At 71.9% G+C, this 20,905-nt stretch carries 19 protein-coding genes and 1 tRNA gene; 15 read left to right on the top strand and 5 right to left on the bottom strand.

The window, feature by feature from the left end; all coding sequences use genetic code 11:
- Positions 1-30 precede the first annotated feature (30 nt).
- Complete coding sequence (locus ACLQ27_RS18770; protein WP_425867825.1) at positions 31-1,269, bottom strand: hypothetical protein; 1,239 nt, start codon at positions 1,267-1,269, stop codon at positions 31-33.
- A 75-nt stretch (positions 1,270-1,344) separates the two neighbouring features.
- Here ACLQ27_RS18770 and ACLQ27_RS18765 point away from each other — a divergent pair, with 75 nt between their 5' ends.
- The 6 genes from ACLQ27_RS18765 (at position 1,345) to ACLQ27_RS18740 (ending at position 7,360) form a co-directional block, all read left to right on the top strand.
- A complete protein-coding gene (locus tag ACLQ27_RS18765) occupies positions 1,345-2,244 on the top strand; it encodes a TatD family hydrolase (protein WP_234585527.1) in 900 nt (299 codons plus the stop codon).
- Between the two features lie 46 nt (positions 2,245-2,290).
- A complete protein-coding gene (rsmA, locus tag ACLQ27_RS18760) occupies positions 2,291-3,160 on the top strand; it encodes a 16S rRNA (adenine(1518)-N(6)/adenine(1519)-N(6))-dimethyltransferase RsmA (RefSeq protein ID WP_357493479.1) in 870 nt (289 codons plus the stop codon).
- 86 nt (positions 3,161-3,246) lie between these two features.
- Entirely contained in the window at positions 3,247-4,197 is a 951-nt protein-coding gene (locus ACLQ27_RS18755) for a 4-(cytidine 5'-diphospho)-2-C-methyl-D-erythritol kinase (RefSeq protein WP_234585542.1), read from the top strand.
- A 116-nt stretch (positions 4,198-4,313) separates the two neighbouring features.
- Positions 4,314-6,119, top strand: a complete 1,806-nt coding sequence (locus tag ACLQ27_RS18750; RefSeq protein WP_425867821.1) for an ABC-F family ATP-binding cassette domain-containing protein — start codon at positions 4,314-4,316, stop codon at positions 6,117-6,119.
- Between the two features lie 95 nt (positions 6,120-6,214).
- Positions 6,215-6,670, top strand: coding sequence for a DUF4383 domain-containing protein (locus ACLQ27_RS18745; protein ID WP_234585548.1), 456 nt, complete (start codon positions 6,215-6,217; stop codon positions 6,668-6,670).
- A gap of 213 nt (positions 6,671-6,883) precedes the next feature.
- Positions 6,884-7,360, top strand: coding sequence for a DUF4383 domain-containing protein (locus tag ACLQ27_RS18740; protein ID WP_234585563.1), 477 nt, complete (start codon positions 6,884-6,886; stop codon positions 7,358-7,360).
- A 7-nt stretch (positions 7,361-7,367) separates the two neighbouring features.
- On the opposite strand, the gene ACLQ27_RS18735 is transcribed toward ACLQ27_RS18740, so the two are convergent.
- Positions 7,368-8,054 carry a TetR/AcrR family transcriptional regulator gene (locus ACLQ27_RS18735; protein ID WP_234585795.1) on the bottom strand — a complete coding sequence of 229 codons (687 nt, stop codon included), beginning with the start codon at positions 8,052-8,054 and terminating at the stop codon, positions 7,368-7,370.
- Positions 8,055-8,277: 223 nt separating this feature from the next.
- Entirely contained in the window at positions 8,278-9,243 is a 966-nt protein-coding gene (locus ACLQ27_RS18730; RefSeq protein WP_357493486.1) for an acyl-CoA desaturase, read from the bottom strand.
- A 329-nt stretch (positions 9,244-9,572) separates the two neighbouring features.
- On the opposite strand from ACLQ27_RS18730, the gene ACLQ27_RS18725 reads away from it, so the two are divergent.
- The 8 genes from ACLQ27_RS18725 to ACLQ27_RS18690 all read left to right on the top strand — a co-directional run bounded on the left by ACLQ27_RS18725 (position 9,573) and on the right by ACLQ27_RS18690 (position 17,268).
- Positions 9,573-9,644 (top strand) — tRNA-Gln (locus ACLQ27_RS18725).
- Between the two features lie 110 nt (positions 9,645-9,754).
- The gene (gene glmU, locus ACLQ27_RS18720) at positions 9,755-11,287 is read left to right on the top strand and encodes a bifunctional UDP-N-acetylglucosamine diphosphorylase/glucosamine-1-phosphate N-acetyltransferase GlmU (protein ID WP_357493488.1); all 1,533 of its coding nucleotides are present in this window, start codon (positions 9,755-9,757) and stop codon (positions 11,285-11,287) included.
- A 57-nt stretch (positions 11,288-11,344) separates the two neighbouring features.
- Complete coding sequence (locus ACLQ27_RS18715; RefSeq protein ID WP_234585567.1) at positions 11,345-12,325, top strand: ribose-phosphate diphosphokinase; 981 nt, start codon at positions 11,345-11,347, stop codon at positions 12,323-12,325.
- 313 nt (positions 12,326-12,638) lie between these two features.
- Complete coding sequence (locus ACLQ27_RS18710) at positions 12,639-13,328, top strand: 50S ribosomal protein L25/general stress protein Ctc (RefSeq protein ID WP_234585581.1); 690 nt, start codon at positions 12,639-12,641, stop codon at positions 13,326-13,328.
- A 90-nt stretch (positions 13,329-13,418) separates the two neighbouring features.
- Positions 13,419-14,009, top strand: coding sequence for an aminoacyl-tRNA hydrolase (pth, locus tag ACLQ27_RS18705; protein ID WP_357493490.1), 591 nt, complete (start codon positions 13,419-13,421; stop codon positions 14,007-14,009).
- 135 nt (positions 14,010-14,144) lie between these two features.
- On the top strand, positions 14,145-14,975 hold the full coding sequence (locus ACLQ27_RS18700) for an inositol monophosphatase family protein (protein WP_357493492.1): 831 nt from the start codon (positions 14,145-14,147) through the stop codon (positions 14,973-14,975).
- Between the two features lie 65 nt (positions 14,976-15,040).
- A complete protein-coding gene (gene cysD / locus ACLQ27_RS18695; RefSeq protein WP_357493494.1) occupies positions 15,041-15,952 on the top strand; it encodes a sulfate adenylyltransferase subunit CysD in 912 nt (303 codons plus the stop codon).
- Positions 15,952-17,268, top strand: coding sequence for a sulfate adenylyltransferase subunit 1 (locus tag ACLQ27_RS18690; protein WP_357573348.1), 1,317 nt, complete (start codon positions 15,952-15,954; stop codon positions 17,266-17,268). The genes cysD and ACLQ27_RS18690 overlap by 1 nt, the downstream gene beginning before the upstream one ends.
- A 253-nt stretch (positions 17,269-17,521) precedes the next feature.
- Here the strand turns inward: ACLQ27_RS18690 and galK are convergent, their stop codons facing one another.
- Positions 17,522-18,691, bottom strand: a complete 1,170-nt coding sequence (galK, locus tag ACLQ27_RS18685) for a galactokinase (RefSeq protein ID WP_357573347.1) — start codon at positions 18,689-18,691, stop codon at positions 17,522-17,524.
- On the bottom strand, positions 18,688-19,671 hold the full coding sequence (galE, locus tag ACLQ27_RS18680; RefSeq protein ID WP_357573346.1) for a UDP-glucose 4-epimerase GalE: 984 nt from the start codon (positions 19,669-19,671) through the stop codon (positions 18,688-18,690). Before galE ends, galK begins: the two co-directional genes overlap by 4 nt.
- A 191-nt stretch (positions 19,672-19,862) precedes the next feature.
- On the opposite strand from galE, the gene ACLQ27_RS18675 reads away from it, so the two are divergent.
- On the top strand, positions 19,863-20,903 hold the full coding sequence (locus ACLQ27_RS18675; RefSeq protein WP_425867813.1) for a hemolysin family protein: 1,041 nt from the start codon (positions 19,863-19,865) through the stop codon (positions 20,901-20,903).
- Positions 20,904-20,905: the final 2 nt, after the last annotated feature.

Raw genomic sequence — 20,905 nt, 5'->3', positions numbered from 1 at the left:
GGCGGTGGGAGCTCCCACCGCCGCGCGCCGTCACATCACGTACCGGGTGTCCATGACCTGGTCGTTGCTCACCTCGGCGCCCGGCGCCCAGGTCTCGTAGACACCCCGGTCGTGGCACTGCGCGCCGGTGGCGACCACCGCGTCCGGGTCCGGGAAGCGCAGCCGGAGCCGCAGCCAGCCGGCCTCCTCGCGCAGCACCAGGCACGACACGCCCCGCCACTGCGCGAACCGCAGCCGCCGGGCCACCGCCTCCACCGGGTAGCGGGCCGCCCGGGTCATCGCCAGCACCCGGAACCCGCCGGGCAGGTCGGCGACCGCCTCGTACTCCGTATCGCCGTAGAGGCCTACCAGCTGGGTGGAGCGCGGGGCGTCGCCGGTCGGCACGTACTCCTGGTCGGGGGAGAGGCCCGGCACCGCGGCCAGCAGGTGCCGCCACTGCGGGCCCACCATCCGCAGCCACGCGCGCTGCTCGGCCTGGTAGCTGTAGAGCACCACCTCGACGCCCTCGGCGGGGTAGGCGACAAGCGTCGCGTTCGCCGGCATGGGCAGGTCCGCGAAGTCCCGGGTGATGAACTCGGGGATGAGCTGGCCGTTGCTCGGGACGAAACCGGTGCCCAGCACCGGAGGGCCCAGCCGGTCGCGGGACGCCAGCGCCGTCAGCCCCCGGTGCGCCTCGCCCACCGGCACGTCGTAGTCGCCGGGGTCGGCGGCCCGCCAGCGCAGCGCGTACGCCACGTCCGAGCCGTCCCGGTCGACGTCGCCGTCGGTGCGCAACACGGTGGTCGTCGACGGCGTACGCAGGTGCGCCACGTCGTGCTCGCGGTAGCAGAAGCCGTGCGGCAGCCAACCCCGCACGTACCCGGCGAGCTGCCGGGCGGAGAGCACCTTGACCATCCGGGTGCCGCGCCGGATGACCGCCGACGCACGCACCGCGGCCAACACCGGGTCACCCGCCGCCGACGGCTGCTGGCTCAACTGGTGTACGTGCGACCAGCCGTGCTCCCGGTGCGCCGGCATCATCAGCGGTGTCTCCGGCTCCTCGGCCGGCACGACGGCACCGTGCACCGCGCTCACCTCGGTGACGTGCACGAACCGGCGCCACGGCAGGGCGCTGCCCGGACGGGGCGCCCACTCGAAGCCGGCCACCTCCTCGGCGCTGAACAGCTCGTACGCGGCGCCCCGGGCGATCTCCTCGGCCGGGTACACGCCGCCGCCGAACGCCACGCGCAGCCCGGTGCGCTCACTGGCGGGACTGCTGAGCTCGCTCACCCGGCGACGGTAGAGTCGCGCGGCGTAGTCGAGGTGAACGCCGGGTGGCGGGCGGATGGACGGCCCCGGTGTGTGATGCTGTCGCTGATGAGCGAGCCGACTGAAACCCGCCGCGAGCGTGCCGCCCGGCGGGCCGGAGAGTTCCCGCCCGCCCCCGAGCCGCTGCCCCGGCCGGTGCTGGACAGCCACACCCACCTGGACATCACCGTCAGCGAGGCCGGCGTACCCGGCGGCGGGCCGTCCGACGACCCGATCGGCACGGCGATCACGGTGGCCGCCAAGGTGGGCGTGGACCGGCTGGTCCAGGTGGGGGTGGACGTGGCGTCCTCGCGGTGGGGCGCGGACATCGCCGAGGCGTACCCGGCCGTGCTGGCCACCGTGGCGCTGCACCCCAACGAGGCCCCCCGGCTGGCCGACCTCGACGAGGCGCTGCGGGAGATCGAGTCGCTGGCCGCCCGCGACCGGGTCCGGGGGATCGGCGAGACCGGCATGGACTTCTTCCGCACCGGCGACGAGGGGCGCGCGGCGCAGGAGACGAGCTTCCGGGCGCACATCGCCATCGCCAAGCGGTACGGCAGGACGCTTGTCATCCACGACCGGGACGCGCACGCCGACGTGCTGCGGATCCTCGACGACGAGGGCGCACCGGACACGGTGGTGCTGCACTGCTTCTCCGGCGACGCCGAGTTCGCCCGCGAGTGCGTGCGCCGGGGCTACCTGCTCAGCTTCGCCGGCACTGTCACGTTCGGCAGCGCCACCGCCCTGCGTGCGGCCGCCGCGCTCACCCCGCTGGACCAGATCCTGGTGGAGACGGACGCCCCCTACCTCACCCCGACCCCGCACCGTGGCCGGCCGAACGCGTCGTACCTCATCCCGCTCACCGTCCGGGCGCTCGCCCAGACCACCGGCAGCGACCTGGACGAGCTGTGCGCGGCCATCTCCGCCACCGGCGACCGGGCCTTCGGCCCGTGGTGAGCCCGGCCCGCCGGCCGGTCCCGACGACGCCGCTACGCTGCCAGGCATGACCGGTCTCCTCGGCCCGGCGGAGATCCGGGAGCTGGCCGCCCGGCTGGGCGTCGCGCCCACCAAGAAACTCGGCCAGAACTTCGTGCACGACCCGAACACGGTGCGGCGGATCGTCACCGCCGCCGGCCTGACCCCCGACGACGTGGCCCTGGAGGTGGGCCCCGGCCTCGGCTCGCTCACCCTGGGGCTGCTGCCGGTCGCCGGGCACCTGCACGCCGTGGAGATCGATCCGACGCTCGCCGGTGCGCTGCCGGAGACCGTCGCCCGGCACGCCGGTGCGGACGCCGCCCGGCTCACCGTGCACCGCGCCGACGCGCTGCGGGTCAGCGCCGCCGAGCTGGGTGACCCGCCGCCGACCGCGCTCGTCGCGAACCTGCCCTACAACGTCGCCGTGCCTGTGGTGCTGCACCTGCTCGCCGAGCTGCCCAGCCTCCGGCACGGTCTGGTGATGGTGCAGAAGGAGGTCGCCGACCGGCTCGTCGCCGGTCCCGGCTCCAAGGTGTACGGCATCCCGTCGGTCAAGCTCGCCTGGTACGCCCACGCCCGGGGCGCGGGCAAGGTGCCGCCGAACGTGTTCTGGCCGGTGCCCAACGTCGACTCCGGTCTGGTCGCCTTCACCTGCCACGAGCCGCCCCGCGCCGACGTGCCGCGGGAGCGGGTCTTCGCCGTCGTGGACGCGGCGTTCGCGCAGCGCCGTAAGACCCTGCGCGCCGCGCTGGCCGGCTGGGCCGGTGGCCCGGACCGGGCCGCCGCCGCGCTGACCGCCGCCGGCGTCGACCCCGGCGCCCGGGGGGAGTCCCTGACCGTCGAGCAGTTCGCCGCCATCGCCGCGTCGGCCCCGGCCGGTACGGTGGCCGCGAAGTAGGCTGACGCCGTGTCCGCCGACTCCGCCGAGGAGCTGATTTTGAGCAAGCCGTTCGACATTCGCCTGCGCACGCGGGACCTCACCCCGTGACCGAGGCCTGGCGACCGGACGACGAGGACGAGCGACGCGGGGCCGCCGGTCCGGTGAAGGTCCGGGTGCCCGCCAAGGTGAACCTGCACCTCGGGGTGGGCCCGCTGCGCCGCGACGGCTACCACGAGTTGAACACCGTCTATCACGCCATCTCCATCTACGACGAGCTGACCGCCCGGCGGGGCGACACGCTGGCGTTGACCATGGAGGGCGAGGGCACCGGCGAGCTGGCGCTTGACGACTCCAACCTGGTGATCCGTGCCGCGCACGCCCTGGCCGGCTACGCGGGGGTGCTGCCGCACGCCCGCCTGCACCTGCGTAAGCAGATTCCGCTCGCCGGTGGGCTGGCCGGCGGCAGCGCGGACGCGGCCGCCGCGCTGGTGGCCTGTGACGCGCTGTGGGGCACCGGGCTGTCCCGCGACGAACTGGCCGGGATCGCCGCCGACCTGGGCTCCGACGTGCCGTTCCTGATCTACGGCGGCACGGCGCTGGGCACCGGCCGGGGTGAGGCGGTCAGCCCGGTGCTGGCCCGGGCCACCTCGTGGCACTGGGTCGTGGCGATCGCCGATGTCGGCCTGTCCACCCCGGCCGCGTACCGCGAGCTGGACCGGCTGCGCGACTCCGGTGCCGCCGGGGCTCCGCTGGGCAGCACCGACGCGCTGCTGGGCGCGTTGCGTCAACGTGACCCCCGGGTCCTCGCCCGAACGCTGGGCAACGACCTGCAGGACGCCGCGCTGGCCATGCGGCCCGCGCTGGCCGACACCCTCAAGGCCGGCGAGGCAGCCGGCGCGCTCACCGGCATCGTCTCCGGGTCCGGCCCGACCTGCGTCTTCCTCGCCGCGGACGCCGCCGACGCCGAGCGGATCGCCGCCGAGCTGACCAGCGCCGGTGTGTGCCGGGAGGCGCGGGTCGCGCACGGGCCGGTGGCGGGTGCCCGGGTCGGCTGAGGTCGCGTCCCGGGCGGCCCGCGCGGCGCGGGTGGCCGGGACGTCCGCGTACCCTTGGTTCAGGCGTCCCGAGGTGCCCGCCGGCACCCGGACGCCTTGATCTTGAAGGGTGGAACGTGGCCAACATCGTCAATCTGGACCGGGTGTCCAAGGGGTACGGCGCCGCCGGGCGGCTGCTCACGGACGTCTCGCTCGGCCTGGACGACGCCGACCGGATCGGTGTGGTCGGCCTCAACGGCGCCGGCAAGTCCACCCTGCTGCGCCTGCTCACCAAGCAGGAGGACCCCGACGACGGCCGGGTCACCCACCGCCGTGACCTGCGTGTGCTCTGGCTGCCGCAGCAGCTCACCCTCGCCCCGGACGCCACAGTCCGGGACGTCGTGCTGGGCACCGCCTGGCTCGGTGAGGGCATGGGCGCCGAGCACGAGTGGGCCGGTGACGCCGGGGTCCGCAACATCCTCGACGGCCTCGGCATGCCGCACCTCGGTCTCGACCAGCCGGTCGGCCCGATGTCCGGTGGCGAACGGCGGCGGGTGGCGCTCGCCGCGCTGCTCGTCCGCGACTCGGACCTGCTGATCCTCGACGAGCCCACCAACCACCTGGACGTCGGCGGTGTCGACTGGCTGGCCCGGCACCTGGTGGGCCGCAAGGGCGCCCTCGTGGTGGTCACCCACGACAGGTGGTTCCTGGACGCGGTCTGCACCACGACGTGGGAGGTCGCCGACCAGACCGTCCGGGCGTACGAGGGTGGCTTCGCCGCCTGGACCCTCGCCCGCGCCGAACGTGAACGTGTCGCCGCCGCCACCGAGGCCCGTCGGCAGAACCTGCTCCGCAAGGAGATCGCCTGGCTGCGCCGTGGCCCGCCGGCCCGGACCTCCAAGCCCCAGTTCCGCATCGACGCCGCGAACGCGCTGATCGCCGACGTGCCGCCGGCCCGCGACACCATGTCGTTGCAGCGCATGGCCGTGTCCCGGCTCGGCAAGCAGGTGTACGAGCTGGAGAACGTCGAGCTGCACGCCGGGCCGAAGGAGATCCTGCGGGACGCCACGTGGCTGGTCGGCCCGGGTGACCGGATCGCCATCCTCGGCGCCAACGGCGCCGGCAAGACCACTCTGCTGCGGATGCTCGCCGGCATCACCCGCCCCGACGGTGGCCGTCTCGGCACCGGCTCCACGGTGCGACCGGCGTTCCTCTCCCAGGAACTCGCCGAGCTGCCCGGGCACCTGCGGGTATTGGAGGCCGTCGAGGAGGTCGCCCGCCGGGTGCAGCTCGGCGACCGCGAGGTCTCCGCCGCCCAGCTCGCCGAGGTCTTCGGGTTCGACGACCGCCGGCTCTGGACGCCGGTCAGCGACCTGTCCGGCGGTGAGCGTCGCCGGTTGCAGATGCTGCGGCTGCTCGCCGGCGAGCCCAACGTGCTGCTCTTCGACGAGCCCACCAACGACCTGGACACCGACACCCTGGCCGCGTTGGAGGACCTGCTCGACTCGTGGCCGGGCACGATCATCGTGGCCAGCCACGACCGTTACCTCATCGAACGGGTCACCGACACGGCGTACGGGATGTTCGGCGACGGCCGGCTCGTGCACCTGCCGGGTGGCGTCGACGAGTACCTCGCCCGGACCGCCGAGCGGGCCGGCGCCACCCGGGCGGGCAGCACCGGCCCGGTCGCGCCGGCCGGGCCCACCACGGGTGGCATGTCCGCCGCCGAGGTGCGCCAGGCCCGCAAGGAGCTGACCCGGCTGGAACGGCAGCTCGGCAAGCTCGACCAGCGCGAGGTCACCCTCCTCGACCAGCTCGCCGCCGACGCCACCGACTACGCCAAGGTCGCCGACCTGGACACCCAGCTCAAGGATCTGCGCGCCGAACGGGAGCGGATCGAGGAGACCTGGATGACCCTCGCCGAGGACCTGCCCGAGAGCTGAGCGGGTCGGGCACGCCGGCGCGGGGGCCGTGTGCGGCGTCACACCGACACATGCGGGACAATCGTCGGCGACACCTCACCCTTGGAGACCCAGACATGGCCCACACCCCCATCAACCACCCCGCGCGGCCGATCTACCGGGCGATCGGCGGGCTGACCGGTCTGTACCTGGTGGTCTTCGGCGTGCTCGGCATCATCGCGGGCGCCGGCAACGAGATCCTCGCCCAGGACGACACCCGCGTCCTCGGCCAGGGCACCAACCTCGGCTTCTCGCTGCTGTGCGTGCTGCTCGGGCTCGTCGTGCTGGCCGGCACCGCGCTCGGCCGCAACATCGACGTGGCGATCAACCAGTGGCTGGCGTACGCCCTGATGGTGATCAGCCTGGCCGGTCTGGCGTTCATCCGGACGGACGCCAACTACTTCAACTTCAGTATCTTCACCGTGATCGTCGTGATGACGGCCGCCCTGGTGCTGCTCATGGCCGGCATGTACGGCAAGGTCGGCACGGAGGATGAGGCGGAGGCGTTCCAGAAGGCTCGTCTCGTTCTCTGAGTTCTTCCGCGGTTACGGCCGTGGGTTTTCGCCGGAGCCCGAGCTGCTCCGGGCGGTCAGGCTTGATCCCTGCGCAGCTCGGGCTCCGGCGAAAACCCGACCTGGTCCAGCCCTTCGGCGGACCGTTCCGGCTTTGGTGTTCTTCGGACAGCTGGCTCTTGCTTGGGCGACAATCCTCCTGAAATGGTCTAACTCAGGTGGATGGGGTCTGGTATGCCGCACTTTCCGGTGAACCATCCGGCACGGCCGCTCTACCGGGTCCTCTCCGGCCTGATCGGCGTCTACATCCTGGTCTTCGGCGTCTGGGGTGTCGCCGAGACGATCGGCGACCCGCTCTTCGCGCGGAACAGCACCTGGGCCCTCGGCCTCCGGACCAACCTGGCCTTCTCGCTCGCCTCGGTGGTCTTCGGCGTCGTCCTGATCATCGGGGCGTCCCGGCGCAGCAACCTCGGCCACTACATGAACCTCACCGCCGGGGTGGTGTTCCTGGTGACCAGCATCCTCATGATGTCCGTGCTGCAGACCGACGCGAACTTCCTCAACTTCTCGATGTCGACAGTGATCGTGTCGATGCTGTTCGGCCTGATCCTGCTCGGCACCGGCCTCTACGACAAGATCGGCCCGTCGGAGCACGCCGAGGCGGAGCTGGCCCGCCGCAAACATCCGGTGGCCGACGCGCACCGGAGCTGAACCGCGGTCAGCGGCGACGGGCGGTGATCAGCGTGGGCTTCGCCTCCAGGTGCGACAACCCGTTCCACGCCATGTTGACGAGGTGCGCCGCCACCGTCTCCTTGCGCGGCTTGCGCACCTCCAGCCACCAGCGGCCGGTCAACGCGACCATGCCCACCAACGCCTGCGAGTAGAGCTCGGCCAGCTTCGGGTCGTACCCGCGGCTCTTGAACTCGGCGCCCAGGATGTGCTCGACCTGGTGGGCCACGTCGTTCATCACGCTGCTGAAGGTGGCCGTGCCGGACATCAGCGGCGACTCGCGGACCAGCACCCGGAACCCGCTGGTCTCCTCCTCGATGTAGCCCAGCAGGGCCATCGCGGCCTGCTCCAGCAACTCACGCGGATGCCCCGCCGTCAGCGCCGTGGTGATCCGGTCCAGCAGGGCCCGGACCTCCCGGTCGACGACTACCGCGTACAGCCCTTCCTTGCCACCGAAGTGCTCGTACACCACGGGCTTGGAGACCTTGGCGCGGGCCGCCACCTCCTCGATGGAGGTGGCGTCGAACCCTCGCTCGGCGAACAGCTGCCGGCCGATCGCGATCAACTGCTCCCGCCGCTGCGCGGCGGACATGCGTACCCGTGAGGGGGGCTTGGGTTTCGCCGCCGCAGCCGGCACTGCGCGCCGGCTGCCGGCTTCATCACTGACCTCGGGCATGTCGCCGCCTCGCTGGCGCTCGGTGACGCCCTGCCGTCCGATGGTGCTTCCGCTGTGCCCGCTCACGTCGTCGCCTCACTGGCGGGCGGCCGGGCCGCCCTGCCGTGCCGTCCGACCGTACCCGGATCGGGCCCGGCTCCCCGTGCGCCGAGCCGTCCGGTCCCCCCGCTCCGCTCGGTCACCCGGCCATCCTGCCAGGCGACCTCTCGTGGCACCGCCCGGTTTACCGGGGTGCGACAGGCTTCACGAGCTTGGCCGCGAGGCGTTCGGGCTTCGGCCAGCGCACCTGCGACGCCGCGCCGACCTTCTCGAACAGCCAGATCACCCGGGCCGAGATGTCCACCTGACCGCGCAGCACACCGTGTCGCGCGCTGGTCGGGTCGGCGTGGTGCAGGTTGTGCCAGCTCTCACCGAACGACAGGATCGCCAGCGGCCAGAAGTTCGACGCGCGGTCGCCCTGGCGCATCGCGAACGGGCGCTCGCCGTACACGTGGCACACCGAGTTGATCGCCCAGGTGACGTGGTGCAGGAGGCCGATCCGGACCAGTCCGGCCCAGAAGAACGCGGTGAGCGCGCCCTGCCACGACCAGGTCACCAGGCCGCCGATCAGCGCCGGGCCGAGCAGCGAGACGGCCACCAGCACGGGGAACAGTCGGTCCACCCGGCTGATGTCGCGGTCGGCGATCAGATCCGGTGCGAACCGCTGCCGGTTGGACAGTTCGCGGCGGAACAGCCAGCCCACGTGTGCGTGGAACAGACCCCGCGTCAGCGCCCAGAAGCTGGTGCCGAAACGCCACGGCGAGTGCGGGTCACCCTCCAGGTCGGAGAAGGCGTGGTGCCGCCGGTGGTCGGCCACCCACTGGATGATCTCGCCCTGGACCGCCAGCGAACCCGCGACCGCCAGGGTCACCCGCAGCCACCGCTTGGCCTTGAACGAGCCGTGCGTGAAGTAGCGGTGGAAGCCCACGGTGATGCCGAGCCCGGAGACCACGTACCAGACCAGGCCGATGACCACGTCGGTCCAGCCCAGCCAGCCGCCCCAGGCGACCGGCACGGCGACCAGCAGGGCCACGAAGGGGATCACGACGAAGGCCCACAGGGCGGCCAGGATCCCGGAGGACTGACTGCCGTCGGTGAGCGGTTTCGGGCCGGGGCCGGCGGTGTTGGGTTCGAGGACGGTAGTGGACATGGCACCTCGCAGAGGGGACGGAAACGATCACTAACCTACGCCTACGTCACCGTAACTTACGGCTCGGTAGATCGCACGGGGAAGTTTGAAAAACCGTCGTACTTAGGCGCTGAAGACCTGGTCATCGCGGTTTTGACCGGTGCCGAGGTGCGTCCCGGGGCCGCCGTTCGAGCGGGGTGTCGCCGACGCCAAGGTCATCAACCGCGCGCGCTGGGCGGCCGGGTGGAGGGGATCATGAAGCGCATGAGTGCTGGCGTCGCGGCCGTCGGGCGTTAAGGTGTAGCGGCAGGATGCTCGCCCCAGCGGCGACGGCGTTCTCGACGTTGCAATCGGCCGTGGTGTAATTGGCAACACCCGGGTCTTTGGTACCCGTATTTCAGGTTCGAACCCTGGCGGCCGAGCTGTCCCTACAAGTCCGTTTCGGGTTCTGCTGGGGGTAAGAGGACGCGCTGCCGGGCTGCGTGGTTAGCATGGCCGCGAGAGTGTCCGCCGTCCCGACGGGAGCCACGTCGTGCCCCAGCCCCACCTTCGTACCGTCGTCGTGCTCGCCGCGGGTGAGGGCAAGCGGATGAAGTCGACACTGCCCAAGGTGTTGCACCCCCTGCTCGGCCGTACGCTGCTCGGCCACGTGCTGAGCGCTGCCGGGCCGCTGGCCGCCGACCGCACAGTCGTCGTGGTGGGCCACGGCGCCGACCAGGTCCGGGCCCACCTGACCGAGATCGCCCCCGACGCCACGCCCGTGCTCCAGGCCGAGCAGCTCGGCACCGGGCACGCCGTGCGGATCGCGTTGGACGCCGTGCCGGAGGGCGCCGGCACGGTCGTGGTGATCAACGGGGACGTGCCGTTGCTGCGACCGGAGACGGTGGGCGCGCTGGTGACCGCGCACGAGGAGGCCGCAGCCGCGGCCACCGTGCTGGCCGCCGAGGTGCCCGACCCGGCCGGGCTCGGGCGGATCGTCCGGGACGCCGACGGCCGGCTGGAGCAGATCGTCGAGGAACGCGACGCCGACGCGACCCAGCGCGCGATCCGGGAGATCAACGCCGGCATCTACGCGTTCGACGCGGTGCGGCTGCGCGACGCGCTGGGCAAGCTCTCCACCGACAACGACCAGGGCGAGGAGTACCTGACCGACGTGTTCGGCCTGCTCCGCTCCGTCGGCGAGCCGGTCGCGGTGCACGTGGCTGTCGACCACGTCGAGACGCTGGGCTGCAACGACCGGGTGGAGCTGGCGTCGCTGCGGCGGCTCCTGCGTGACCGGGTCAACGAGGCGTGGATGCGCACCGGGGTGAGCCTGCTCGACCCGGTGACCACCTGGATCGACGTGACGGTGGCGCTGGACCGCGACGCGGTCATCGACCAGAACACCCAGCTGCGCGGGGCCACCGTCGTCGGCGCGGGCGCGCTGGTCGGGCCGGACGTGACGCTCATCGACACGATCGTCGGCCCGGCCGCCTCGGTGGTGCGCAGCCACGCCGTGGGCGCCGAGGTGGGCGCGGGTGCCAGCGTGGGCCCGTACGCGTACCTGCGGCCGGAGGCCCGGCTGGGCGAGAAGGCGAAGGTCGGCACGTTCGTCGAGGTGAAGAAGTCCGAGATCGGGCCTGGCTCGAAGGTGCCGCACCTGACGTACGTGGGCGACGCGACGATCGGCGAGCAGACCAACATCGGCGCCGCGTCGGTCTTCGTCAACTACGACGGGGTCAACAAGCACCGCACGGTGATCGGCAGCCACGCCCGGACCGGGGCGGACAACATGTTCGTCGCGCCGGTCGAGGTGGGTGACGGCGCGTACACGGCGGCCGGCTCGGTGATCGTGGACGACGTGCCGGCGGGCGCGATGGGTGTCGCCCGCGCGCGTCAGCGCAACATCGAGGGCTGGGTGGTGAAGCGGCGGGCCGGTACGGCGGCGGCCGAGGCCGCGCAGCGCGCCGGCGACGCGAAGGGTGCGTCGGAGATTGCCGGGACCGCAAGCGACAGTGAGGCAATGCACGGGCGGGCCGAGACGGTGGGCGGTGCGTCCGGCGCGGGAGATACTGCAACCGAATAGTCCCCGACCCACCACCACCGGGCCGGGTACCGCCGACAAACGGGAGCAGACGGGCCCATGGGCAGCATCGTCGCCGAAAACCGCAAGAGCCTGATGCTCTTCTCCGGACGGGGTTTCCCGGAGCTGGCCAAGGAGATCGGCGAGGTGCTCGGTGTGGCACCGACGCCGGCCGACGCGTACGAGTTCGCCAACGGCGAGATCTTCGTACGATTCAAGGATTCGGTACGTGGTTCGGACGCCTTCGTGGTGCAGTCCGTGACACACGGGGTGAACACCTGGGTCATGGAGACCCTGATCATGGTGGACGCGTTGAAGCGGGGGTCGGCGAAGCGGATCACCGTCGTGCTGCCGTTCTACCCGTACGCGCGGCAGGACAAGAAGCACCGGGGTCGGGAGCCGATCTCGGCCCGGCTGGTGGCGGATCTGCTGAAGACCGCCGGTGCGAACCGGATCCTCACTGTCGACCTGCACACCGCGCAGATCCAGGGCTTCTTCGACGGGCCGGTGGACCACCTCTTCGCGATGGACATCCTCGCCGAGTACGTGGAGCACAAGTACGCGGGCCGGCCGATGACAGTGGTCGCCCCGGACTCGGGTCGGGTGCGGGTGGCCGAGCGCTGGACCGACCGCCTCGGCGGGTGCCCGCTGGCGTTCATCCACAAGACCCGCGACCCGATGAAGCCGAACCAGGTGGTCGCGAACCGGGTGGTCGGTGAGGTGGAGGGTCGGGTCTGCCTGATCGTCGACGACATGATCGACACCGGTGGCACGATCTCCAAGGCCGCCGACATCCTCAAGGAGTCCGGTGCGGCGGAGATCGTGGTGGCCTCCACCCACGCGCTCCTGTCGGATCCGGCCACCGAGCGGTTGAAGAACAGCCCGATCAGCGAGGTGGTGGTCACCAACACGCTGCCGTTGCCGCCGGAGAAGCAGCTGGACAAGCTGACCGTGCTGTCGATCGCGCCGCTGCTGGCGAGGGCGATCCGGGAGGTGTTCGACGACGGCTCGGTGACCACCCTCTTCGGTGGCCTGAGCTGAAGGTGGCCGAGTCGGCCGGCAGGACCTGACAAACTGGTCGAAACGGGCTGGCACGCTGGCGGGAAACACCGTCGGCGTGCCGGCCTGGAGCCGTGATCGGGGACTGCCGGAAACCCGGGAAACACCTCGGGTAGACTGGTGCGGTTGCCACGGCGAGGGTGCCCGGCGGGCCGCTGAAAAGCGCCGCACGGAGGCACCGTCATCGACGCGGTGCTCCGGGCAGTCGTTCATGACGCATGAGCCCCAGCGAGCCCCTCGCCCCAGCACCGCAAGACGACAAGCCGCCGCAGCGAAAAGCATCAGGAGTTTCCCCGTGTCCGAGGTAAAGATCAGCGCCGAGCCCCGTACCGAGTTCGGCAAGGGTGGTGCCCGCCGTACCCGCCGGGCCGGCAAGGTGCCCGCCGTGCTGTACGGCCACGGCGAGAAGCCCAAGCACATCGCGCTGCCGTCGCGGGAGTTCGCCGCCGCGATCCGCAAGGGTGGTGCCAACCAGCTCTTCGCGATCGACATCACCGATGGCACCCAGGTGCTGGCGCTGCCGAAGGCGATCCAGCGTGACCCGATCCGGGACACCTTCGAGCACGTGGACCTCATCCTGGTCCGCCGGGGCGAGAAGGTCACCGTCGAGGTGCCGGTCCAGCTGACCGGCGAGGCCGCGCGGGACACCCTGATCGTGCACGACCACGACACCCTCTCGGTGACCGCCGACGCCACCAAGGTGCCGGACCACCTCGAGGCGTCGATCGAGGGCCTGGAGGCCGGCTCCTCGGTGACCGCCGGCGACGTCCAGCTGCCCAACGGTGTCGAGCTGGCCGTCGACCCGACGCTGCCGGTCGCCGCGGTGACCGCCGCGCCGACCGCCGAGCAGCTCGAGGCGACGCTGCCCGAGGTCGAGGAGGCCACCGAGGAGGCCGAGGCCGAGACCGGCGAGGTCACCGAGGGCTCCGAGGGCGCGGACACCGCCGAGGGCGCCGAGAACACCGAGGCTCGTACCGAGGCCTGATCGGTTCGTACCGTGCGGCAGGCGTCCCCGATTTTCGGGGGCGCCTGCCGGCGTATCGGGAGTCGGTGAAGACGGCGGGAGGGGCGGGTCGTGACGGACGAGGCGGGGCCGTGGCTGGTTGTCGGCCTGGGCAATCCGGGCCGGGAGTACGCCGGGAACCGGCACAACGTCGGGTTCATGGTGGCGGATCTGCTGGCGGGGCGGTTGGGCGCGCGGTTCGGTAGGCACAAGCGGGCGGTGGCCGAGGTCGCGGAAGGGCGGCTGGGGTTCGGCGGTCCGAAGCTGGTGCTGGTGAAGCCACTGACGTACATGAACCTGTCCGGTGGGCCGGTCGCGGCGCTGTCGCAGTTCTACAAGGTGCCCCCGGCGCAGGTGATCGCGGTGCACGACGAGCTGGACATCGGCTTCGGCCAGGTGCGGATCAAGTGTGGCGGCGGCGAGGGCGGGCACAACGGCCTGCGGTCGATGTCCAAGTCGTTGGGCACCAAGGACTACGTCCGGGTGCGGTTCGGCGTGGGTCGGCCGCCGGGGCGGCAGGATCCGGCGGACTACGTGCTGTCGGATTTCGGCGCGGCGGAACGCAAGGAGCTCGATTTCCTGGTGGACAGGGCCGCTGACGTGGTGGAGTCGGTGATCGTCAAGGGCGTGGAGCCGACCCAGAACCTGTATCACGGCGGTTGAGCCGGGCGGGGCGTACCGGATCGGAAACGGTTGGCCGGTAGTCTGCGCCTTTCGGCGTGCCGTGACCGGCGACGCGGGTCGCGGCCGATCGGTGCGTGCGGGCACGGGCCGCGGCGAGGCGACGGGAGCGGGCAGATGGGCAGTCCTCCGATGATCGACGGGGCGTTCGCCCGGTGGTTGGCCTCGCGGGCCGGTCAGGCGCTGCTCGACCTGCGGACGGAGTTGGGCTTCGCGGACACGGGCGCGCTGAAGTCGGCCGGGGACAAGGTGTCGCACGACCTGATCCGCACGGAGTTGGCGCGGTGGCGGCCGGGCGACGCGGTGCTCTCCGAGGAGGACGAGGGCTCGCGGTTGGCCTGGGCAGCCGAGGTGAACACCGGCGCGGTGTCCCGGCTGACCGCGGACCGCGTGTGGATCATCGATCCGTTGGACGGCACCCGGGAGTTCGCCGAGGAGGGCCGCTCGGACTGGGCGGTGCACGTCGCGCTCTGGGCGCGGAGCGCGCCGAGCCCGCACGGGCTGGTCGCCGGGGCCGTCGGGTTGCCGGCGCAGCACCGGGTGCTGGGCACCGACTACCCGCCCGCGTACCCGCCGATGACTGTCGAGGCGGCGACGGCCGGTGAGCGCAAGATCCGCCTGGCGGCGAGCCGGAGCCGACCGCCGGTGTTCCTCACCGACCTGGCCGAGGACGTCGGCGCGCACCTCGTGCCGATGGGTTCGGCCGGTGCGAAGATCGCCGCGGTGGTGACCGGCGAGGTGGACGCGTACATCCATGCGGGTGGGCAGTACGAGTGGGACTCGGCCGCCCCGGTTGCTGTGGCGACGGCCACCGGACTACACGCTTCCCGGATCGACGGTTCTGCGCTTCGATACAACGAGGCGGATCCGCGCCTGCCGGACCTGCTGGTCTGTCGCAAGGATCTCGCCAACCGGTTGCTTGCAGCGCTGCAGAGGCATTCCGGGTAGCCTGAGCGCACTTCTTGACATGTCCGACCGGAAAGGTCTGGAAATCGGATGAGCGAGCGAGTGTCATGACGTCCCCCGCGGCCTACCGGGTCTCCCACCTGGACGCCCTCGAGGCGGAGAGCATCTTCGTGATGCGCGAGGTTGTCGCCGAGATGGAACGCCCGGTGCTGCTCTTCTCCGGCGGCAAGGACTCGATCGTCATGCTGCGGTTGGCGCAGAAGGCGTTCGCTCCGGCCAACATTCCCTTCCCCGTCATGCACGTCGACACCGGGCACAACTTCCCCGAGGTGCTCGAATACCGCGACCAGCGGGTCGCCGAGCTGGGGTTGCAACTCGTGGTGGCGAGCGTGCCGGAGGCCCTGGCCAGCGGGCTGGTCCGCGAGTCGGGCGACGGGATGCGCAACCGGATCCAGACGCCGGTGCTGCTGGACGCGGTTGAGAAGCACCGCTTCGACGCGCTGTTCGGCGGCGCCCGCCGCGACGAGGAGAAGGCGCGGGCCAAGGAGCGGGTGTTCAGCTTCCGCGACGAGTTCGGCCAGTGGGATCCCAAGAACCAGCGCCCGGAGCTGTGGTCGCTCTACAACGGCCGGCACCACCCGGGCGAGTCGATCAGGGTCTTCCCGCTGTCCAACTGGACCGAGCTGGACGTGTGGCACTACATCGCCTCCGAGCGCATCCCGCTGCCGTCGATCTACTACGCGCACGAGCGCGAGGTGATCGAGCGGGACGGGATGTTCTACGCGGTCAACGAGTTCTTCCGTCCCCGCGCGGGTGAGGAACGGTTCAAGGCGCAGGTGCGCTACCGCACCGTCGGCGACGCCTCCTGCACCGCTGCGGTCCGCTCGGACGCGGACACGGTGGAGAAGGTCATCGAGGAGGTGGCGGCCACGCGGATCACCGAGCGGGGCGCGACCCGTGGTGACGACCGGGTCAGCGAGGCCGCCATGGAGGACCGCAAGCGGGAGGGGTACTTCTGATGACCACCGAGATCGTGGCCCCGGCCGCCGCCGGCACCGAGGCCACCGGTGAGGCGCGGCCGATGGACCTGCTGCGGTTCGCCACCGCCGGCAGCGTGGACGACGGCAAGTCGACACTGATCGGCCGGCTGCTCTACGACACCAAGTCGCTCTTCAGCGACCAGCTGGAGGCGGTGGAGGCGGTCAGCGCGGCCCGTGGCGACGAGTACACGAACCTGGCGCTGCTCACCGACGGCCTGCGCGCCGAGCGCGAGCAGGGCATCACCATCGACGTGGCGTACCGGTACTTCGCCACGCCCCGCCGCAAGTTCATCATCGCGGACACGCCCGGGCACATCCAGTACACCCGCAACATGGTCACCGGGGCCTCGACGGCCGACCTGGCGCTGATCCTGGTGGACGCGCGCAAGGGCCTCGTCGAGCAGTCCCGCCGGCACGCGTTCCTCTGCTCGCTGCTGCGGGTGCCGCACCTGGTCCTCTGCGTCAACAAGATGGACCTGGTCGACTGGTCGCAGGAGGTCTACGAGCGGATCGCCGACGAGTTCACCGCGTTCGCCGCGAAGCTCGACGTACCCGACCTGACCGTGGTGCCGATCTCGGCGCTGCGCGGCGACAACATCGTCGCCCGGTCGGAGAACATGCCGTGGTACGAGGGTCCGTCGCTGCTGCACCACCTGGAGCGCGTGCACATCGCCAGCGACCGCAACCTGGTCGACGTCCGGTTCCCCGTGCAGTACGTGATCCGCCCCCAGTCCACGACCGTCACCGACTACCGGGGCTACGCGGGTCAGGTCGCCTCCGGTGTGCTGAAGCCGGGGGACGAGGTAATGGTGCTGCCGTCCGGCTTCACCAGCCGGATCGCCGCCGTGGAGACCGCCGACGGGCCGGTCGCGGAGGCGTTCCCGCCGATGTCGGTGACGGTACGGCTGGCCGACGAGATCGACATCTCCCGGGGCGACATGATCTGCCGGCCGAACAACGCGCCGGCGGTGGCCCAGGACATCGAGGCGATGGTCTGCTGGATGGACGAGACCACCCCGCTGCGGGTCGGCGGCCGGTACGCGATCAAGCACACCACCCGGTCGGCCCGGGCGATCGTGCGGGGGCTGCACTACCGGTTGGACATCAACTCGCTGCACCGCGACGAGTCGGCCGACGAGCTGCGACTCAACGAGATCGGCCGGGTGCGGCTGCGCACGACGGTGCCGCTGCTGGCCGACGAGTACCGCCGTAACCGCACCACCGGCGGCTTCGTCATCATCGACGAGGCCACCAACCGCACGGTCGGCGCCGCCATGATCGTCGAAGCCAGCTAACCCACCCGCGCCCCGCGCCAACAAGATCACAACCGATCCACGAAGTAGTGGCCTCGCCCGTCGGGCGAGGCCACTACTTCCATGAACAAGCACGATCTCCCCGGCCTCCAGAGGCGCCGGCCCCGCCGCCCGCCGCCCGCCGCCTCGACCGGTGATCAAGAGGTTTGCGTCAGTCCGAGCCCGGATTCTGACGCAAACCTCTTGATCAACCCGGAGGTGCGGGGGTGGGGGTGCGGGCGGAGGTGCGGGTGGGTCAGGGCAGGCGGGTTGCGCCGGGGGCGGGGAGGACCGGGATCGTGGTGGGGGCGGTGAAGGCGCGTTCGGCGTACGCGGCCGTGACGGCTGCCGCCACCGCCTCGACGCGGTCGGTGTCCACCAGGGCGAGGACGCAGCCGCCGAACCCGCCGCCGGTCATCCGGGCACCGAGCGCGCCGGCCGACAGGGCCGCCTCGACCGCCGTGTCGATCTCCGGCACGGTGATCTCGAAGTCGTCGCGCATGGAGACGTGCGAGGCGGTGAGCAGCGGGCCGATGTCCCGGACCCGGCCGGCGCGCAGCAGCGCCACCGTGTCCAGCACCCGCTGGTCCTCGGTGACCACGTGCCGGACGCGCCGTCGGGTCTCCTCGTCGTCGAGGCGGGCCAACGCGCCGTCGAGCTGATCGACTGCCACGTCACGCAGCGCGGCGACGCCGAGCGCCTTGGCGGCCGCCTCGCAGGACCGGCGGCGGGCGGCGTACTCCCCGTCGGCGTGCCGGTGCGGTGCGCGACTGTCGATGACCAGCACGGCCAGCCCGGCGGCGTCCAGGTCGAACGGGATGTGCTCGACGGACTCGTCGCGGCAGTCGAGGAAGAGCGCGTGCCCTTCGCGGCAGCGGATCACCGCGGACTGGTCCATGATGCCGGTCGGCGCACCCACGTAGACGTTCTCCGCCCGCTGCGCCAGCCGCGGCTGCCGCTCGGGGGACAGGTCCAGCCCGCCGAGGTCGAGCAGGGCGGCGAGCACCGACGACTCCAGCGCGGCCGACGAGGAGAGCCCGGAACCCAGCGGTACGTCGGAGGCGATCGCCAGCCGGGCGCCGGGCACCGCGTGGCCGGCGTCGCGCAGCGCCCAGACGACCCCGGCCACGTACGCGCCCCAGCCGGTCACCCGACCGGGCTCGGCCACGTCGTCCGCGCCGAAGGTGATCGTCTCGTCGGACAGCTCGGACCAGACCGTCCAGCGCTCGTCGTCCTGCCGGTCGGCGGCGACCACGGTACGCAGTGGCAGCGCGAAGGGCAGCACGAACCCGTCGTTGTAGTCGGTGTGCTCGCCGATCAGGTTGACCCGGCCGGGCGCGGCCCAGAGGCCGGTGGCCTGACCGCCGTACTGGTCGGTGAAGCCGGCGGCGGCCCGCTCGACGACGTCACCGGTGGGGCTGCTCATGACTGCTCCAGGACGTGCGTGCGGTAGAAGGCCCAGGCGTCGCCGACCATGTCGTGCAGGGTGGGCTTCTGCGGCACCCAGCCCAGCTCGTCCCGGGCCAGCGCGGAGGAGGCGACCAGCTCGGCGGGGTCGCCCTCGCGGCGCGGCGCCACCTCGACCGGCAGTTGGTGCCCGGTGACCTCGCGGACCACGTCGACCACCTGCCGGTTGGTGAAGCCGTTGCCGTTGCCGAGGTTGTAGATGCGGTGCTGGCCCGGAGTGGCGGCGTCCAGCGCCAACAGGTGGGCGCGGGCCAGGTCGGCGACGTGGATGTAGTCGCGGACGCAGGTGCCGTCCACAGTGGGGTAGTCGTCACCGAAGAGCTGGAGCTTCTCCCGCCGACCGGCGGCGACCTCCAGGGCGATCGGGATGAGGTGCGTCTCCGGGTCGTGCCGCTCGCCGAGCGCGATGTCGCCGGTGAGGTGCGCGCCGGCGACGTTGAAGTAGCGCAGCGAGACGGCGGCCAGCCCGTGCGCGATTGCCTCGGAGGTGAGCGCCATGTCGACGGCGAGCTTGGTGGCGCCGTACGTGTTGGTGGGCGCCTTGACCGCGGTCTCGGTGATCGGCAGTTCGGTGGGGTTGCCGTAGACGGCGGCGGTGGAGGAGAAGACCATCCGGGGCACCCCGGCGGCGCGGACGGCGTTGATCAGGGCGAGCGAGCCGACGGTGTTGGTCTGCCAGTACAGCTCCGGCTTCACCATCGACTCGCCGGCGGCGATGAGGGCGGCGAAGTGCAGCACGCCGTCGAAGCCGGCGTCGGGGGTGAGGATCTGGGCGGCGTCGTGAATGGACGCCTCGACGTGGGTCGCGTCGGGAGCGAGCGCCTCGCGGTGACCGGTGCGCAGGTCGTCCAGGACGACGACCTGGTGGCCCGCGTCGAGCAGCATCCGGGTCACCACGCTGCCGATGAACCCGGCGCCCCCGGTGACGAGCAGTTTCACGTCGTTGCCTCCTGCCTGGCCCGCCGGGACGTGGCCTTTGGTGATCACCCTACGGCGGCGGATGGGACCGGAGTCGAGCACGCCGCCAACCCATTCCATCATAATCTCTCACGTTTAAACAGAGCCGCACATCGCCGGTGACTCGGCGCGATCCCCGGTGCGGCGGGCACCCGGTGTCTACCATCTCTGTCATGCGGGAAGCGGCCCGTTCCGGGCTCCGGCGACGCGTGCGGGGGAAGCCCCGCCGCGACCCCGGCCCGCTCGCCCGAGCCCTCGCCCGGATCCTGGTCCGCACGGCCGACGGCGCCACCCGCCTCGTCACCGACCTGCTCGGGGCCGGCCCGGCGGCCGGGCGGGAACGCATCTCCGAGGCCGAGCTACGGGACCTGCTCGCGGTGAACACGGTGCTCGACCCGGACGAGCGGCGGATCATCGACGAGGTGCTGGTGGCCGGCGCGCGTCTCGTCCGCGAGGTGATGATGCCCCGCACCGAGGTGGTCTTCCTGCCGGCCCGGCTGACCATCGCCGAGGCCGCCCGGTTGGTGCGGGCCGAGACGCACACCCGTTACCCGGTGACCGACGGCACCCAGGACGACGTGGTCGGGTTCGTGCACCTGCGGGACGTCCTGCTGCGTCCGGACGCCGACCCGTGCGTCACGGTCGGTGAGCTGACCCGTGAGGTCAAGCAGGTGCCGGGCAGCAAGCCGGTCCTGGCCGCGCTGACCGAGATGCGCCGGGAGGGTCACCACCTGGCGGTCGTGATCGACGAGTACGGCGGGACCGCCGGCATCGTCACCCTGGAGGACCTGATCGAGGAACTCGTCGGCGAGATCCACGACGAGTACGACACGAACCCCGACCCGCCGTACGCCGGCCTGCCGGCGGTGGTCGACGGCCGGCTCAACCTCGCCGACTTCGCCGAGCGGACCGGCGTGACGCTGCCCGCCGGACCGTACGAGACGGTCGGCGGGTACGTGATGGCGGTGCTGGGTCGGCTGCCGCTGCCCGGGGACGAGGTGCCCGTGCCCGCCGAGCCGCCCGACGACGGCGGTCCCGATCCGGTGGACCCGGCGGACGGGTGGCTGCTGCGGGTGCTGGCCCTGGACGGCCGCCGCGTCGCCCGGCTCGCGGTGTCGGCGCTCCGCGTGCCGGAGCAGCGGCGCGCGGGCTTGCCACGCGAGGTCAGCGCCCCGACACCGGCCGGCCGTGGCCGACGCGCCGGCCCGTCATGACG

The sequence above is a fragment of the Micromonospora sp. DT63 genome (genome assembly GCF_049841615.1).
Lineage (GTDB): Bacteria > Actinomycetota > Actinomycetes > Mycobacteriales > Micromonosporaceae > Micromonospora.
The sequence above is the reverse complement of the archived record's forward strand: the minus strand, read 5'-3'. Positions and strand labels throughout refer to the sequence as shown.

Coding starts and splice junctions, on each gene's coding strand:
- ACLQ27_RS18765 (WP_234585527.1), top strand. CDS start 1,345: ATGCTGTCGCTGATGAGCGAGCCGACTGAAACCCGCCGCGAGCGTGCC.
- rsmA (WP_357493479.1), top strand. CDS start 2,291: ATGACCGGTCTCCTCGGCCCGGCGGAGATCCGGGAGCTGGCCGCCCGG.
- ACLQ27_RS18745 (WP_234585548.1), top strand. CDS start 6,215: ATGGCCCACACCCCCATCAACCACCCCGCGCGGCCGATCTACCGGGCG.
- ACLQ27_RS18740 (WP_234585563.1), top strand. CDS start 6,884: ATGCCGCACTTTCCGGTGAACCATCCGGCACGGCCGCTCTACCGGGTC.
- ACLQ27_RS18735 (WP_234585795.1), bottom strand. CDS start 8,054: ATGCCCGAGGTCAGTGATGAAGCCGGCAGCCGGCGCGCAGTGCCGGCT.
- ACLQ27_RS18730 (WP_357493486.1), bottom strand. CDS start 9,243: ATGTCCACTACCGTCCTCGAACCCAACACCGCCGGCCCCGGCCCGAAA.
- ACLQ27_RS18715 (WP_234585567.1), top strand. CDS start 11,345: ATGGGCAGCATCGTCGCCGAAAACCGCAAGAGCCTGATGCTCTTCTCC.
- ACLQ27_RS18700 (WP_357493492.1), top strand. CDS start 14,145: ATGGGCAGTCCTCCGATGATCGACGGGGCGTTCGCCCGGTGGTTGGCC.
- cysD (WP_357493494.1), top strand. CDS start 15,041: ATGACGTCCCCCGCGGCCTACCGGGTCTCCCACCTGGACGCCCTCGAG.
- ACLQ27_RS18690 (WP_357573348.1), top strand. CDS start 15,952: ATGACCACCGAGATCGTGGCCCCGGCCGCCGCCGGCACCGAGGCCACC.
- galK (WP_357573347.1), bottom strand. CDS start 18,691: ATGAGCAGCCCCACCGGTGACGTCGTCGAGCGGGCCGCCGCCGGCTTC.
- ACLQ27_RS18675 (WP_425867813.1), top strand. CDS start 19,863: ATGCGGGAAGCGGCCCGTTCCGGGCTCCGGCGACGCGTGCGGGGGAAG.